This window comes from Pseudomonas sp. 05N431, assembly GCF_056397005.1.
In genome coordinates, this window is sequence record NZ_JBFTMN010000005.1 from 332,580 (window position 1) to 348,012 (window position 15,433).

General features: G+C 60.8%; 13 protein-coding genes. 4 read left to right on the plus strand and 9 right to left on the minus strand.

The genetic code is table 11. The features are described 5' to 3' along the window. Nucleotides 1-41 precede the first annotated feature (41 nt). From AC1DIG_RS12305 to AC1DIG_RS12315, 3 genes are all read left to right on the plus strand, one after another. Entirely contained in the window at nt 42-962 is a 921-nt protein-coding gene (locus AC1DIG_RS12305; RefSeq protein WP_477767528.1) for an SPFH domain-containing protein, read from the plus strand. A gap of 10 nt (nt 963-972) precedes the next feature. Continuing rightward, nucleotides 973-1,422 carry an NfeD family protein gene (locus AC1DIG_RS12310; RefSeq protein WP_477767529.1) on the plus strand — a complete coding sequence of 150 codons (450 nt, stop codon included), beginning with the start codon at nt 973-975 and terminating at the stop codon, nt 1,420-1,422. A gap of 67 nt (nt 1,423-1,489) precedes the next feature. After that, nucleotides 1,490-1,819 (plus strand): DUF2388 domain-containing protein, encoded by a 330-nt coding sequence (locus AC1DIG_RS12315; RefSeq protein WP_477767530.1) that lies wholly within the window; start codon nt 1,490-1,492, stop codon nt 1,817-1,819. A gap of 132 nt (nt 1,820-1,951) precedes the next feature. Here AC1DIG_RS12315 and gcvP read toward each other — a convergent pair whose 3' ends face one another. Next, on the minus strand, nt 1,952-4,825 hold the full coding sequence (gene gcvP / locus AC1DIG_RS12320) for an aminomethyl-transferring glycine dehydrogenase (RefSeq protein ID WP_477767531.1): 2,874 nt from the start codon (nt 4,823-4,825) through the stop codon (nt 1,952-1,954). Between the two features lie 153 nt (nt 4,826-4,978). Between gcvP and AC1DIG_RS12325 the strand changes: the two genes are divergently transcribed. After that, complete coding sequence (locus AC1DIG_RS12325; protein ID WP_477767532.1) at nt 4,979-6,121, plus strand: DegT/DnrJ/EryC1/StrS family aminotransferase; 1,143 nt, start codon at nt 4,979-4,981, stop codon at nt 6,119-6,121. Nucleotides 6,122-6,176: 55 nt separating this feature from the next. On the opposite strand, the gene gcvH is transcribed toward AC1DIG_RS12325, so the two are convergent. The 8 genes from gcvH to AC1DIG_RS12365 all read right to left on the minus strand — a co-directional run bounded on the left by gcvH (nt 6,177) and on the right by AC1DIG_RS12365 (nt 15,331). After that, nucleotides 6,177-6,560, minus strand: coding sequence for a glycine cleavage system protein GcvH (gcvH, locus tag AC1DIG_RS12330; RefSeq protein ID WP_145014229.1), 384 nt, complete (start codon nt 6,558-6,560; stop codon nt 6,177-6,179). Between the two features lie 51 nt (nt 6,561-6,611). After that, entirely contained in the window at nt 6,612-7,694 is a 1,083-nt protein-coding gene (gene gcvT / locus AC1DIG_RS12335) for a glycine cleavage system aminomethyltransferase GcvT (protein ID WP_477767533.1), read from the minus strand. Nucleotides 7,695-7,849: 155 nt separating this feature from the next. Next, a complete protein-coding gene (locus AC1DIG_RS12340; protein WP_477767534.1) occupies nt 7,850-9,466 on the minus strand; it encodes an ABC transporter permease in 1,617 nt (538 codons plus the stop codon). Between the two features lie 212 nt (nt 9,467-9,678). After that, nucleotides 9,679-10,680 carry an extracellular solute-binding protein gene (locus AC1DIG_RS12345; RefSeq protein ID WP_477767535.1) on the minus strand — a complete coding sequence of 334 codons (1,002 nt, stop codon included), beginning with the start codon at nt 10,678-10,680 and terminating at the stop codon, nt 9,679-9,681. 220 nt (nt 10,681-10,900) lie between these two features. Continuing rightward, a complete protein-coding gene (locus tag AC1DIG_RS12350; protein ID WP_477767577.1) occupies nt 10,901-12,118 on the minus strand; it encodes a 2-octaprenyl-3-methyl-6-methoxy-1,4-benzoquinol hydroxylase in 1,218 nt (405 codons plus the stop codon). A 106-nt stretch (nt 12,119-12,224) separates the two neighbouring features. After that, entirely contained in the window at nt 12,225-13,412 is a 1,188-nt protein-coding gene (gene ubiH / locus AC1DIG_RS12355) for a 2-octaprenyl-6-methoxyphenyl hydroxylase (protein WP_477767536.1), read from the minus strand. Then, nucleotides 13,409-14,743, minus strand: coding sequence for a Xaa-Pro aminopeptidase (pepP, locus tag AC1DIG_RS12360; RefSeq protein WP_477767537.1), 1,335 nt, complete (start codon nt 14,741-14,743; stop codon nt 13,409-13,411). Before pepP ends, ubiH begins: the two co-directional genes overlap by 4 nt. A 27-nt stretch (nt 14,744-14,770) precedes the next feature. Continuing rightward, a complete protein-coding gene (locus AC1DIG_RS12365; protein WP_477767538.1) occupies nt 14,771-15,331 on the minus strand; it encodes a YecA/YgfB family protein in 561 nt (186 codons plus the stop codon). Nucleotides 15,332-15,433 lie beyond the last annotated feature (102 nt).

Here is a 15,433-nt window from a genome sequence, read left to right on the forward strand (position 1 = left end):
CACTCTGCCAAGCACCTTCATTGACAGAACAGGGACTTTCCATGCAAATCGGTAGCGTACTTTTACTTTTCCTCGGCCTTGTCGTCGCCATTCTGTTCATGGGATTCAAGGTCGTGCCGCAGGGTTTCCAGTGGACGGTCGAGCGTTTTGGACGGTACACCGACACCCTCAAGCCAGGCCTGAATATCATCATTCCGGTGATGGACCGCATCGGGCGCAAGATCAACGTGATGGAAAACGTGCTGGATATTCCTCCGCAGGAAGTCATCACCGCCGACAACGCCACGGTGCAAATCGATGCCGTGTGTTTCTTCCAGGTGGTCAACACGGCCCAGGCAGCGTACGAGGTGAATAACCTTGAGCATGCCATCCGCAACCTGCTGCAAACCAACATCCGTACGGTGCTCGGTTCGATGGAGCTGGACGCGATGCTCAGCCAGCGCGACGCGATCAACGAAAAACTCCTGCGTACGGTCGATGAAGCAACTGCACCATGGGGCATCAAGATCACCCGGATCGAGATCAAGGACATCAGCCCTCCAGCCGACCTGATGGCGGCAATGTCCGGTCAGATGAAAGCCGAACGAATCAAACGCGCGCAAATCCTTGAAGCCGAAGGCCTGCGAGCCTCGGCGATTCTCACCGCCGAGGGCAAGAAACAGGCACAGATCCTCGAAGCGGAAGGCAGCCGTCAGGCCGCCTTCCTCGAATCCGAAGCCCGCGAACGTCAGGCCGAAGCCGAAGCTCGCGCCACCAAGGTCGTGTCCGAGGCAATTGCCAGCGGCAACGTGCAGGCGGTGAACTACTTCGTCGCCCAGAAATATATCGACGCCCTCGGCAAACTCGCCTCGGCCAACAACAGCAAAGTGATCCTGATGCCGCTTGAAGCCAGCCAGGTGATCGGCGCGGTCGGCGGTATCGGCGAGATCGTCAAGGCCACGTTCGACAGCAAGAAGGCCTGAGGCGCGACCTATGTGGGCATTCCTGCAACATTTATCGTTCTGGGACTGGCTGGCGCTGGGCACGATCCTGTTGATTCTCGAGGTTTTCGGCGCTGGCGGTTATCTGTTGTGGATCGGCCTCGCCGCTGCAGCGGTGGGCGTGCTGACGTTCCTGATTCCAGGTCTGTCGTGGACACTGCAGCTCCTGTTGTTCGGCGTGCTGTCGATCCTGACCGCCCTGTACTGGTGGCGACGCCAGCGTAGCGCGGTACGGGCCAGCGATCAGCCGAACCTCAACCTGCGCGGGCAGGAGCTGATCGGCAGGGTCTTCGTGGTGCATCAGGCGATTGTCGATGGGCGCGGTAAAATCAAGGTCGCCGATGGCGTCTGGATGGCCAGGGGGCCTGACGCTCCAGCGGGCTCCAGGGTTCGCGTCACAGGGCTGGACGGGGTGGTTATCCTGGTTGAACACGCAGATTGAACGCTACGGAACTCGTTTGGGGTATTGGCAATCCAAGCTGCCAGAAATCCCACTGGAGTCACCCACAATGCGTTTTAAACTTGCTGCCGCTTCGCTTGCCTTGCTTTCCCTGTCCGTAGGTTCAGCAATGGCCCGTGATCATGATGATGGCATCTTGCGAGAACTTATTTCCTCAGGTGCGACCACCGCGTCCACCTACCTGACCTCCAGGGATCACAAGCTGGTCGTTGCCGCTCAGGACGACGCCAGCAGCTTCGTGGCCAGTGACGGCAATATCCGTGGTCCGTACCTGGAATCTGCCATGCAGAAAGTCCGTGCCGACAACCCGGGTTTGAAGGCTACCGACATGGAGTTGGCCAACGCAATTCTGGCCAAGAACGCGGTAGCCCCGGAATAATTTTGTTGCTGTAAAAATGCGATCCATTGTGGGAGCGAGCTTGCTCGCGATGAGGCCATAACATTCAACATTTTTGCTGACTGTTACACCGACATCGCGAGCAAGCTCGCTCCCACATTTTATTTACGCATTTCAGCGGTATTCATCTACCGGCACGCAGGCGCAGAACAGGTTGCGATCCCCATAAACGTTGTCCACGCGGTTCACTGTCGGCCAGTATTTATGCAGCCTGGTGTGCGTGTCCGGGGTCACCGCTTGCTCGATGCTGTAAGGCCGATCCCAGACGCCGGTAATGTCCGCCAACGTATGCGGTGAGCGTTTCAGCGGATTGTCCTCGGCAGACCAATTGCCATTCTGCACCTCGGCAATTTCCGCGCGAATACTCAGCATCGCGCTGATAAAGCGATCCAGCTCCGCCTTGGACTCGCTTTCGGTAGGCTCGACCATCAACGTGCCCGGCACCGGGAAAGACATGGTCGGCGCATGGAAACCGTAATCCATCAGTCGCTTGGCAACGTCTTCTTCGCTGATACCGGTTTGCGCCTTGAGCGGTCGCAAGTCGAGGATGCATTCGTGCGCCACCCGCTCGTTGCGCCCGGTGTAGAGCACCGGAAAAGCACCGGACAAATGCTTCGCCAGGTAGTTGGCCGAGAGAATCGCCACCTCGCTGGCATCCGCCAGCTGCGGCCCCATCATCGCGATGTACATCCAGCTGATCGGCAAAATACTCGCACTGCCCCAAGGCGCCGCGCTGACTGCGCCATTCTGCGGATGGGGCCCCTCGATCGGCACCACCGGGTGATTGGCAACGAACGGCGCCAGATGCGCCCGCACCCCAATCGGTCCCATCCCCGGCCCGCCTCCGCCATGGGGAATACAGAAGGTCTTGTGCAGGTTCATGTGCGAGACATCGGCGCCGATATCCGCCGGGCGGGCCAGCCCGACCTGTGCGTTGAGGTTGGCGCCGTCCATGTACACCTGACCGCCGTGGCTGTGGATAACTTCACAGATTTCGTTGATGCCCTCTTCGTACACCCCATGGGTCGAAGGGTAAGTGGCCATCAGGCAGGAGAGCTTGTCGCCAGCAGCCGTCGCCTTGGCTTTCAGGTCATCGAGGTCGACGTTACCGGCATCGTCGCAATCAACGATCACCACCCGCATCCCGGCCATCTGCGCCGAGGCCGGATTGGTGCCGTGGGCGGATGCGGGAATCAGGCAGATGTCACGTGCGCCTTGCTGACGGCTTTCATGGTATTTGCGGATCGCCAGCAACCCGGCGTATTCACCTTGGGCGCCGGAGTTGGGCTGCATGCAGATCGCATCAAAACCGGTGATCGCGCAGAGCCAGCTTTCCAGCTCGCTGATCATCAATGAATAACCCACCGCCTGCTCTTTCGGCGCAAACGGATGCAGGTTGGCGAACGCTGGCCAGGTGATCGGGATCATCTCGCTGCTGGCATTGAGTTTCATGGTGCAGGAGCCCAATGGAATCATCGACTGGTTGAGCGCCAGGTCCTTGTTCTCCAGTTGCTTGAGGTAACGCAGCATCTCAGTTTCGCTGTGATGGGCGTTGAACACCGGATGGCGTAAATACGGCGTGGCCCGCAACAAGCCGTCGGGAATCCCGGAAACCAGCGGTTCACCATCCAGTTCGGCGACATCAAGCCCGTGATCGGCCCCCAGGAACACATCAAACAGCTTCGCCACCGTGCGTTCGTCGCAGCTCTCGTCGAGACTCAAGCCAACCTGCCCGCGCCCAAGAATCCGCAGATTGATCTGCGCCGCTTTGGCGCTGTCGATGATCGCGGTCTGGCTGCCACCGACTTCCAGAGTCAAGGTGTCGAAGAAATGCTGGTTGAGCCGGGTGATGCCTTTGCGCTCCAGTCCGGCGGCGAGAATGCACGTTAGCCGGTGTACCCGTTGCGCAATCCGTTTAAGCCCCTGCGGGCCATGGTAGACCGCATAAAAACTGGCGATATTGGCCAGTAACACCTGGGCCGTGCAGATGTTCGAGTTGGCCTTCTCGCGACGGATGTGTTGCTCGCGGGTTTGCAGGGCCATACGCAGCGCGACGTTGCCGCGAGCATCTTTCGAAACGCCGATGATCCGCCCGGGAATCGCTCGTTTGTATTCATCGCGGCTAGCGAAAAACGCTGCGTGCGGGCCACCGTAGCCCATCGGCACGCCAAAGCGTTGGGACGAGCCGAAGACCACGTCAGCCCCCATTTCACCTGGCGGTGTCAGCAACAACAGGCTCAGCAGATCAGCCGCAACGCAGGCCAGCGCCTGCTGCGCATGCAAGTGATCGATCAGCGGGCGCAGGTCGCGGATTTCACCATGGGTATCGGGATACTGCAGCAGTGCGCCGAACACCTGGTGCTGTTTCAAGTTATCCACAGTGTCGACGATCAGTTCGAAGCCAAAGCCTTCAGCGCGGGTCTTCACCACGGAAATGGTCTGTGGATGACAGTTCTCGTCGACGAAGAACAGATTGCTTTTCGACTTCGCGACACGCTTGGCCAGCGCCATGGCTTCAGCGGCCGCCGTGGCTTCGTCGAGCAACGAGGCGTTGGCCAGTTCCAGGCCCGTCAGGTCGATGGTCAATTGCTGGAAATTGAGCAGTGCTTCGAGTCGCCCCTGAGCAATTTCCGGCTGATAGGGGGTGTAGGCGGTGTACCAACCGGGATTTTCCAGCACGTTGCGCAAGATCACCGCGGGCGTCAGGGTGCCGTGGTAACCCATGCCGATCAGGCTGGTCCAGACCTGATTTTGTTCGGCATAGCCGCGCAGCTTTGCCAGCGCGGCCTCTTCATCGAGCGCAGGCGGCAAGTCCAGCGCGCGGTTGAGGCGAATTCCCGGCGGCACCGTCTGCTCGATCAGCTCGACGCGGCTGCCGAGCCCGAGGCTGTCGAGCATCGCCTGCTGCTCGGCGGTGTCCGGCCCCAAATGGCGCCGCAGAAAGGCATTCGGGTCTCGTAACTGGCTCAAGGATGGCAACTGGGACATGACGGGCTCTCTCTTGAATGGCGCTCAACGTCGATGCAACTCGATCACAGCAGCATAGCTCCCCTGCGCACTCGGCATGGCGTCTTTGCTCAATCAGGCTCATCATGTGCGGCGCATATAACTACCGTCAGCCAATCGGGTGCACTGATCGTCATGAGCCAACTGCCTTTTCTGCCATTTTCCAAACCTACTATCGATGAAGCCACGATTGCCGCTGTCGGCGACGTCTTGCGCTCTGGCTGGATCACCAGCGGGCCCAAGGTGCAGGCGTTCGAAGCCCAACTCTCGGAGTTTTTTGGCGGCCGTCCGGTGCGCACGTTCAACTCCGGGACCTGCACCATGGAGATCGCCCTGCGCATCGCCGGAATCGGTGCCGGTGACGAAGTCATCACCACGCCGATTTCCTGGGTCGCCACAGCCAACGTGATTCTCGAAGTCGGCGCCACCCCGGTGTTTGCCGACATCGACCCGATCACCCGCAACATCGATCTGGACCAGCTCGAAGCGGCCATTACCCCGCGTACCAAGGCAATTATCCCGGTGTACCTCGCCGGTTTGCCGGTGGACATGAGCCGCCTGTATGCGATCGCCAAGAAACACGGCCTGCGCATTATCGAAGACGCCGCCCAGGCACTGGGTTCGAGCTGGAATGGTCAGCGCATCGGCGCCACCGGCGACTTCGTGTCGTTCAGCTTCCAGGCGAACAAGAACGTCACCTCTTCGGAAGGCGGCTGCCTGGTATTGAACAACGCTGAAGAAGTGCGCCTGGCCGAGAAGTATCGCCTGCAAGGCGTGACCCGTACCGGCTTCGACGGTCTGGACGTCGATGTGCTGGGTGGCAAGTTCAACATGACCGACGTGGCAGCGGCCATTGGCCTGGGCCAATTCGCTCACATCGATGCCATCACCGCTCACCGCCGCGAACTGGCCAAGCATTATTTCGCCTGCTTCGGCAGCGATTTCGAAGCCAAATACGGTGCACAACTGCCACCGGCAGACTTCACCAACAGCAACTGGCACTTGTTCCAGTTGGTGCTGCCAGAGCGCAAGGACGGCAAACCGGCTCGCGCAACCTTCATGGAGCAAATGCAGGAACTGGGCGTCGGCATCGGCTACCACTACCCGCCAATCCACCTGCTGAGCCTTTACCGCGAACGCGGTTTCAAGGAAGGCATGTTCCCGGTGTCCGAACGTGTCGGTCGCCTGATCGTCTCGCTGCCGATGTTCACGGCCATGAGCAAAAGCGATGTCGAGCGTTCAGTGGCGGCGGTGAAGGCTGTATTGCAAAACGCGTAAATCGCACCCACAAAAAAGCCTCGATCACTCGAGGCTTTTTCATTTCCGGCAGCAATTACTCGCCGATGGCGTTCTTGTAGCCAGTAGGGTCGAGCAATTTGTCCAGCTCAGAGGTATCAGTCGGCTCGAGTTTGAAGAACCAGCTGTCGTATGGCGCGCTGTTGACCAGCTCCGGGCTGTTGGCCAACTCTTCGTTAACGGCGATGACTGTACCGGAGACCGGCGAGTAGATATCCGAAGCCGCCTTGACCGACTCGACTACACCCGCAGCTTCACCGGCAGCGAAGACTTTGCCGATTTCCGGCAACTCGACGAACACCACATCACCCAAGGCTTCCTGAGCATGGTCTGAAATACCCACCTTTACGCCACCGTCTTCGTCCAGACGGGCCCATTCGTGACTTTCGGCAAAACGCAGGTCTACAGGAATTTCGCTCATGTTCTGTGTCCTCAAGAAGAAATGTCAGCGGTGTTGGCCCGCCAGAAAAAGTTAGATCAGGGTTTTGCCATGACGTACGAAGGTCGGTTTGACCACCCGAACCGGGTACCACTTGCCACGAATTTCCACTTCTGCCCGGTCGGCGGTCGCCATCGGCACCCGCGCCAGGGCAATCGATTTGCTAAGCGTAGGAGAGAAACTACCACTGGTGATCTCCCCTTCGCCAACATCAGCGATGCGAACCACCTGATGGGCGCGTAAAACCCCACGCTCTTCAAGCACCAGACCGACCAGTTTTTGCTTCACCCCGGCGGCCCGTTCAGCCTCCAGCGCGGCGCGGCCAATGAACTGACGAGCAGCCGGTTCCCAGGCAATGCTCCAGGCCATATTGGACGCCAGCGGTGAGACATCCTGATGAATGTCCTGGCCGTAGAGATTCATCCCGGCCTCAAGACGCAGCGTGTCGCGGGCGCCGAGGCCAATCGGCGATATGCCTGCACCCACCAGATCGTTGAAGAATCCCGGCGCCTCATCGGCCGGCAAGGCAATTTCGAGACCGTCTTCGCCGGTGTAACCCGTACGGGCGATGAACCAGTCACCGTCACACTGACCTTCGAACGGTTTGAGTTGCTGGATCAGCGTGCCACGGGACTGGGTCACCAACTCGGCGATCTTTTGCCGCGCCTGCGGACCTTGAATCGCCAGCATCGCCAACTCGCTGCGCTCGCGCAGTTGAACCTGATAGTTGCCGAGCTGGGTCTGCATCCAGGCCATGTCCTGATCGCGGGTGGCGGCGTTCACCACCAGGCGGTAAGCATCTTCCAGGCGATAGACAATCATGTCGTCGACCACCCCGCCCCGTTCATTGAGCATGGTGCTGTACAAGGCACGGCCGACGCTGTGCAGACGTTCGACATCATTGGCCAGCAAATGCTGGAGCCAGGCCTTGGCCTGAGGGCCGCTGACATCGATCACGGTCATATGGGAAACATCGAAAACCCCACAGTCGCGGCGCACCTGATGGTGTTCCTCGACCTGTGAGCCGTAATGCAATGGCATATCCCAACCGCCAAAATCGACCATCTTCGCGCCAAGTGCGAGATGAAGGTCATACAGAGGCGTACGCTGTCCCATGGGTTTCTCCTTCCGGGCGTGGCGAAGGTACGGACAGGCGCTGCATGGTTGAAAGCCTTGAAGTAGAAGGCTTTCAGCCTATTTCAGCGACCCGGTCTGAAGGACGATCCGCACCGAATGCCGCGCATTGTAGCCGCAAGGTGTAGGACTGGCACCTAGCCGTTTTGATGTGCCGAACGTCGAATCAAGCCGATGACTGGCAGCAGGCCTACCATAATCAGTGTCAGCGCAGGCAACGACGCCCGCGCCCACTCGCCTTCGCTGGTCATTTCAAAGATCCGCACCGCCAGCGTGTCCCAGCCAAACGGGCGCATCAGCAAGGTTGCGGGCATTTCCTTGAGCACATCGACGAACACCAGCAGCGCCGCGCTCAACGTGCCGGGCAGCAACAACGGCAGATACACCTTGAAAAACAGTCGTGGCCCACTGATACCCAAACAGCGTGCAGCTTCCGGCAAAGACGGACGGATCCGCGCCAGGCTATTTTCCAACGGACCGTAGGCCACCGCGATAAAGCGCACCAGATACGCCAGCAACAGCGCCGACAGGCTGCCCAGCAGCAACGGTTTGCCCGCGCCGCCAAGCCAGCCCGACAGCGGCACCACCAGCTCACGGTCCAGGTAACTGAACGCCAGCATGATCGATACCGCCAGCACCGATCCGGGCAAGGCGTAGCCGATATTGGCCAGGCTGACCCCGGAGCGAATCGTCCGGGTCGGTGCCAGCCGCCGGGCAAATGCCAGCAGCAGCGCGACGCTGACAGTGATCAGCGCCGCCATGGCGCCCAGGTACAACGTATGGATGATCAGCCCGGCGTAACGCTCATCCAGGTCGAAGCGCCCGCGCTGCCAGAACCACGCCACCAGTTGCAGCAATGGAATGACGAACGCGCAGGCAAACACCAGCCCGCACCAACTGCTGGCGGCCAAAGCCTTGAACCCGCGCAGGTGATAAAGCGCTTTGCCCCGTGGCCGCTCGTTGCTCGCCCGGCTGGCGCCACGCGCACGGCGCTCGCCGTACAACAGCAACATCACCACCAGCAGTAACAGGCTGGCCAGTTGTGCGGCGCTCGACAGGCTGAAGAAGCCGTACCAGGTTTTGTAAATCGCCGTGGTGAAGGTATCGAAGTTGAACACCGACACTGCGCCGAAATCCGCCAGCGTCTCCATCAATGCCAAGGCCACACCGGCACCAATCGCTGGCCGGGCCATTGGCAAGGCCACGCGCCAGAATGCTTGCCATGGTGATTGGCCGAGCACTCGCGCAGCCTCCATCAGACCTTTGCCCTGGGCCAGAAACGCCGTGCGCGCCAGCAAATAGACGTAGGGATAGAACACCAGCACCAAGACCAGAATCACCCCACCGGTGGAGCGCACGCGCGGCAACCGCAAGCCACTGCCGAACCACTCGCGAAGCAGGGTTTGCACAGGACCTGCGAAATCCAGCAGCCCGACAAAAACGAACGCCAGCACATAGGCCGGGATCGCAAACGGCAGCATCAATGCCCAGTCCAGCCAACGTCGCCCGGGGAATTCGCAGAGGCTGGTCAACCACGCCAGGCTCACGCCCAACAACGTGACTCCAACCCCGACGCCGAGGATCAACGTCAGGGTGTTGCCCAGCAGGCGTGGCATCTGGGTGTCCCACAGGTGCGACCAGATCTGCATATCGACGGTTTGCCACGACAGCAGCAACACACTCAGCGGCAGCACCACCAGGGCGGCAATGACGAAAACCAGCGGATACCAACGGCGTTGGGCGGGATGGGCCAAGGAAAGTCTCTAAAAAGTGCGGAGCCGACGCAGTAATGCAGCCGGCCCCATTTTGTGGCGAGGGAGCTTGCTCCCGTTGGGTTGCGAAGCAGCCCTTGGTCAGCTACTTCATTTCTTCAGCCAAAGCGTGTCAGCCAATTTTACGACCGCTTCGCGCTCGAACGGGGCGGTGCGGCGTTCCGACAAGCCCCCTCGCCACAACAACAGTGGAGTCAGTTCCAGCCGGCGCGGTCCATCAGGCGAATGGCTTCTGCCTGGCGCAGGCCAGCGACTTCAACCGGCAGAGTGTCCGGAATGAACTTGCCCCAGGCCTCGACTTCAGCGGACGGTTTCACGCTCGGGTTGGCCGGGAATTCCTGGTTAGCGTCAGCGAAGATCTTTTGCGCTTCAGGTGTGGTCATCCATTCCACCAGCGCCTTGGCGGCTTCCGGGTGCGGGGCGTATTTGGTCAGGCCAATGCCCGACAGGTTCACGTGTACGCCACGGTCGGCCTGATTCGGCCAGAACAGTTTGACCGGCAGATCCGGCTTCTGCTGGTGCAGACGGCCGTAGTAGTACGTGTTGACGATACCGACGTCGCATTGCCCGGCGTTGATCGCCTGCAGTACGGCGATGTCGTCAGAGAACACGTCAGTGGACAGGTTGCGCACCCACCCCTTGAGGATCTCTTCGGTTTTTTCGGCACCGTGGGTTTCAATCAGGGTTGCGGTCAACGACTGGTTGTAGACCTTCTTCGCGGTACGCAGGCACAAACGACCTTCCCACTGCTTGTCAGCCAGTGCTTCGTAGGTGGTCAGGTCCGAGGGTTTTACCCGGTCGGTGGAATAGGCGATGGTCCGCGCCCGCAGACTCAGACCGGTCCAGGCGTGAGACGCAGCACGGTATTGCAGGGGAATGTTGGTGTCGATCACCTTGGAGGTGAACGGCTGCAGGATGCCCATTTGCTCGGCCTGCCAGAGGTTGCCGGCATCGACGGTCAGCAGCAGGTCAGCGGTGGCGTTCTGGCCTTCGGCCTTGATGCGCTGCATCAGCGGCGCTTCCTTGTCGGTGATGAACTTCACCTTTACGCCGGTTTTTTGGGTATAGGCATCGAAGACCGGTTTGATCAGCTCGTCGATACGCGAGGAGTAGACCACCACCTCGTCAGCGGCCTGGGCAGTGGTGCTGATCAGGGTCAGGGCGAGGGCTGTCAGTAGACGCTTCGGTGCCAACATGGGAGCGGTCTCTCGAAATCAAAAATGAGCCGAAATGATAAGGACTCACATTTAGCTTCTCAACCGATCACGCCGTGGAGGAGTTACCAGATGTTGCACCATCGGGGATTGAGGGTGAATGTGCCGCCGCCTTCGCGAGCAAGCCCGCTCCCACATTGGAATGCACTTCCCTGTGGGAGCGAGCTTGCTCGCGATGAGGCCATCAGCCTCACCAAAGACTTCAGGCCTTGGCCAATGCCGGCAGATCCCCGATCAATCCAAGCGCTTCGCGCACGAACAGCGCCTTGGCTTCGGGCATCTGGTCGACCATTTTCAACCCGGTATTACGCAACCAGCGCAGCGGCAAAGGGTCAGCCTGGAACAAGCGCTCAAAGCCTTCCATCGCCGCCATCAACGCCAGGTTGTGCGGCATGCGTCGACGCTCATAGCGGCTGAGGACTTTCACATCCGCCAGGCGCTCGCCACGGCTGGCCGCCTGCAGCAGCACTTCGGCCAGAACCGCAGCGTCGAGAAAACCGAGGTTGACGCCCTGCCCGGCCAACGGGTGAATGGTGTGAGCGGCGTCACCGATCAGCGCCAGGCCTTCGGCCACATAGCGCTTGGCGTGGCGCTGACGCAACGGCACGCAAAGTCGCGGGTCGGCGCTCAGCACATTGCCCAAACGCCCTTCGAAGGCGCGTTCCAGCTCACGACAGAAACCTTCGTCATCCAGCGCCATCAGACGCTCGGCTTCGCTCGGGGTGGTCGACCAAACGATCGAGCACCAGTCTTGCTGACCGTCACGCTCCAAGGGCAGGAAAGCCAGCGGGCCGTGGTCGGTAAAACGCTGCCAGGCGGTCATTTGATGCGGCAGCGAGCTGCGAACGCTGGTGACGATGGCGTGATGCAGGTAATCCCATTCGCGGGTCGCGACACCCGCAAGACGACGCACCGCCGAGTTGGCGCCGTCCGCCGCGATCACCAGCGGTGCACGCAGTGTGCGGCCATCGGCCAGGGTCAGCAGCCAGTCGTCGCCGGAACGGCGCATCTGTTCCAGGCGCGCATTGGCCAGCAGTCCGAGGTCGCAATCATGCAGGCGATCGAGCAGTGCATCCTGCACCACCCGGTTTTCGACGATATGCCCCAGTGCCTCGGCGTGGACGCTGGTGGCCGAGAAATGAATCTGCCCGGTGCCGCTGCCGTCCCAGACGTGCATATCGGTATAAGGGCTGCTACGCCGGTTGACGACACCGTCCCACACGCCCAGACGCTCGAGGATCCGCTGACTGGCGGCCGACAAGGCGCTCACTCGAGGCTCGAATGCCGACTGCGCATCGAAGGGTTTGACACTCATGGGGCTGCCGTCGAGCAGCAGGACTTCCAGCCCGCTGTTCTGTAACGCCAGCGCCAACGCGCTCCCGACCATTCCGGCCCCGACAATCAGCAGATCTGCGCGCATTTCCATGCTTTAAGCCTGTCTCGCTTGCGGCGTGAGCCGCACGTAAAGGGTTTTATCGACCACGCTGCCCGCGCCGTCCTGAATATCGAAACACCGGGATGACCACTCAACCATCGGAACGTGTTCCCAACCCCATGGCTTGCCGGGCGAACCAGCGTTTGGCCGGCGGCAACAGGTCGAGGCCCAACAGGCCGATGTTGCGCCCCAGCGAAACCAGCGGCTGGGTACTGCCGAACAACCGGGTGACCTGATCGGAGAAGCCCACGGTGAGGTTCTGGTCCAGGCGCTGGCGTTCGCGGTAAGCCTGCAAGGTGGCGAAGTCGCCCGGTGCACTCGGGCTGGCGAGCAGCGCTTCGGCCAAGGCCTGGGCGTCGCGCAGCGACAGGTTGAAGCCCTGGCCGGCAATCGGGTGCAGGCTGTGGGCAGCGTTGCCCAGTACGGCCAGATGCGGACGCACCTGCTCTTCGGCCTCGATCAGTGACAATGGGTATAGATTCCGCGCGCCGACCTGCTTGAGCGTGCCGAGGCGATAGCCGAACACGCCCTGCAACTCGCTGAGGAAACTGCGTTCATCGAGTGCCGCCAGACGCTGCGCGTCCATGCCCAGGCGAGTCCAGACCAGCGCGCAGCGGTTTTCCGGCAGCGGCAGCAAGGCCATCGGGCCGTCATCGGTGAAGCGCTCGAACGCCATGCCGTTATGGGCTTCGCTGGGGGTAATGTTGGCGATCAACGCACTTTGGTTGTACGGACGCTTTTTGACACCGATCCCCAGTTGCTCGCGCAAGCCCGAACGACCGCCATCGGCCAGCACCGCGAGCTCGCACTCCAGTAGGGTTTCATCGTTGAGGGTCAGGCGGTAGCCGTCTTCCAGCGGTTCCATGCGCGTGACTTCGGCCGGGCAGCGCCAACTGACCACGTCCTTGTCCAGCCCCTGCCAGAGGCATTGGCCCAGCCAGGCGTTTTCCACCACGTAACCCAAGGCCGGAACGCCCTCTTCCATGGCCGACAGTCGCGCTGTGGAGAAGCGCCCACGGTCGGAAACATGGATCTGTTTGATCGGCTCTGCACGGCGGGAGATTTCCTGCCACAGGCCCAACCGCTGATAAATCTGCCGAGCGCCGAAAGACAGCGCCGAGGAGCGCGCGTCGTAGCTTGGCTGGTAGCTGTCGCCGGGGGCAAACGGTTCGATCAGTACGATCTTCCAGCCACGAGCACGGGCACCGGCCTGCAAGGCCAACGCCAGGCTGGCGCCCACCAGACCGCCACCGATGATTGCCAGGTTGACCCGGTTCATGCCGCCCGGGTCCGGGCAGCGGCCATCAAGGCCTCGATCTCGGCGACCGTTCTCGGCACGCCGTTGGTCAGGATTTCACAGCCCTGCTTGGTTACCACTACGTCATCCTCGATGCGCACGCCAATGCCGCGCCATTTCTTCGCCACGTTCAGATTATCCGGGGCAATGTAGATGCCCGGCTCGACGGTCAGCGCCATGCCGACTTCCAGCACCCGCCATTCACCGCCGACCTTGTACTCGCCGACGTCATGCACATCCATGCCCAGCCAATGGCCGGCGCGGTGCATGTAAAACGCCTTGTAGGCTTCGCTGGCAATCAACTCATCGACATCGCCCTGCAACAAACCGAGCTTCACCAGGCCGGAGGTAATCACTTGAACCGTCGCCTCGTGCGCCTGGTTCCAGTGCTTGTTCGGGGCGATCTGGGCAAACGCGGCGGCTTGCGATTCCAGCACCAACTCGTAGATCGCCTTCTGTTCCGGCGAATACTTGCCGTTGACCGGCCAGGTGCGGGTGATGTCGCTGGCGTAACAGTCGATCTCGCAACCGGCATCGATCAGCACCAGATCGCCGTCCTTGAGCAGCGCGTCATTCTGCTGGTAATGCAGGATGCAGCTGTTGCGTCCGGCGGCGACGATCGAACCATAAGCCGGCATTTTCGCCCCGCCTTTGCGAAACTCGTAATCGAGCTCGGCTTCCAGGCTGAACTCATGCAAGCCGACACGGCTGGCCTGCATGGCGCGGACGTGCGCCTGCGCGGAGATCCGTGCGGCTTCGCGCATCACCTTCACTTCTGCCGCCGATTTATACAGGCGCATGTCGTGCAGCAGATGATCCAGCGCAACGAATTCGTTCGGTGGCTGGGCGCCCAGGTTCGCCTTGGAGCGGATCACATTGATCCAGTCCATCAGGTGACGGTCGAACTCCGGATTGCTGCCCATGGCCGAATACACCCGGTCGCGGCCTTCGATCAGGCCCGGGAGGATGTCGTCGATGTCGGTGATCGGAAAGGCATCGTCGGCGCCGAAATCCCGGATTGCACCTTCCTGCCCGGCACGCAGGCCATCCCACAGCTCGCGTTCGGCGTTGCGTTCACGGCAGAACAGAATGTATTCGCCATGCTCACGGCCGGGTATCAGCACGATGACGGCCTGAGGCTCGGGGAAACCGCTGAGGTACTGGAAGTCACTGTCCTGCCGGTAAACGTGCTCGACGTCGCGATTACGGATCGCCACGGCCGCAGCCGGCAGGATTGCGATGCTGTTGGGTTCCATCTGCGCCATCAACGCCTTGCGGCGGCGGGTGTATTCCGATTTAGGGATATGAATCATGGGCAGATGGAAGTCCCTTGCAAACGATCAGTGCAGAGAAGGTTTGGCAGCAGCGGCTTGCGCCGGTTTTTTGGTCTCGGTGAACAGCAGCAATGGCGCGACCCGCAGGTACTCCATGACTTCCATATAGTCGCTTTCGCCGTCGTCGGACTCTTCCAGCGCGTCTTGCACCTGAGCGATAGCCGCGAGATCCTGCAGGACTTCGGTGGCTTCAGTGCTCAGCATGCTGCTGTCACGGCAGTTCAGGCCGAAACCGCTAAGGAAACCCTGGCACCATTGGCCCAGCGCTGCCGCGCGCTCGGTGAGCGGTGCGTCATCGGTCGGCAACAGCAGAACGACGGTCATGTCATCGCTGGTCAGCTCGCCCTTGACCATCTCTTGCAGGCCGATCAGGGCGTTGCGGACGTTGTCTTGTGGTTCGCCTTCGAGCAGCTCGGCGGCATCGACCAGCCAGCCATCGGCTTCAAAACCGGCGCCGGCGCAGCTGCGACCGAGCAGCAGGCCGTGCAGTTCGGCAGGCGAGACAGGATGGCCGCTGGTGCTCAGCAGGGTGGCGAAGGCTTGATACGGAGAATTCTGAATGGGCATGGGCAGCTAGGCGCCAGACGGCGCTATGTCTAGAATGAAGGCCTTGTATCCTACATCGACAGACTCGCCAAGACTATTAAAGGCTGTCCGCCAGCAATCAGA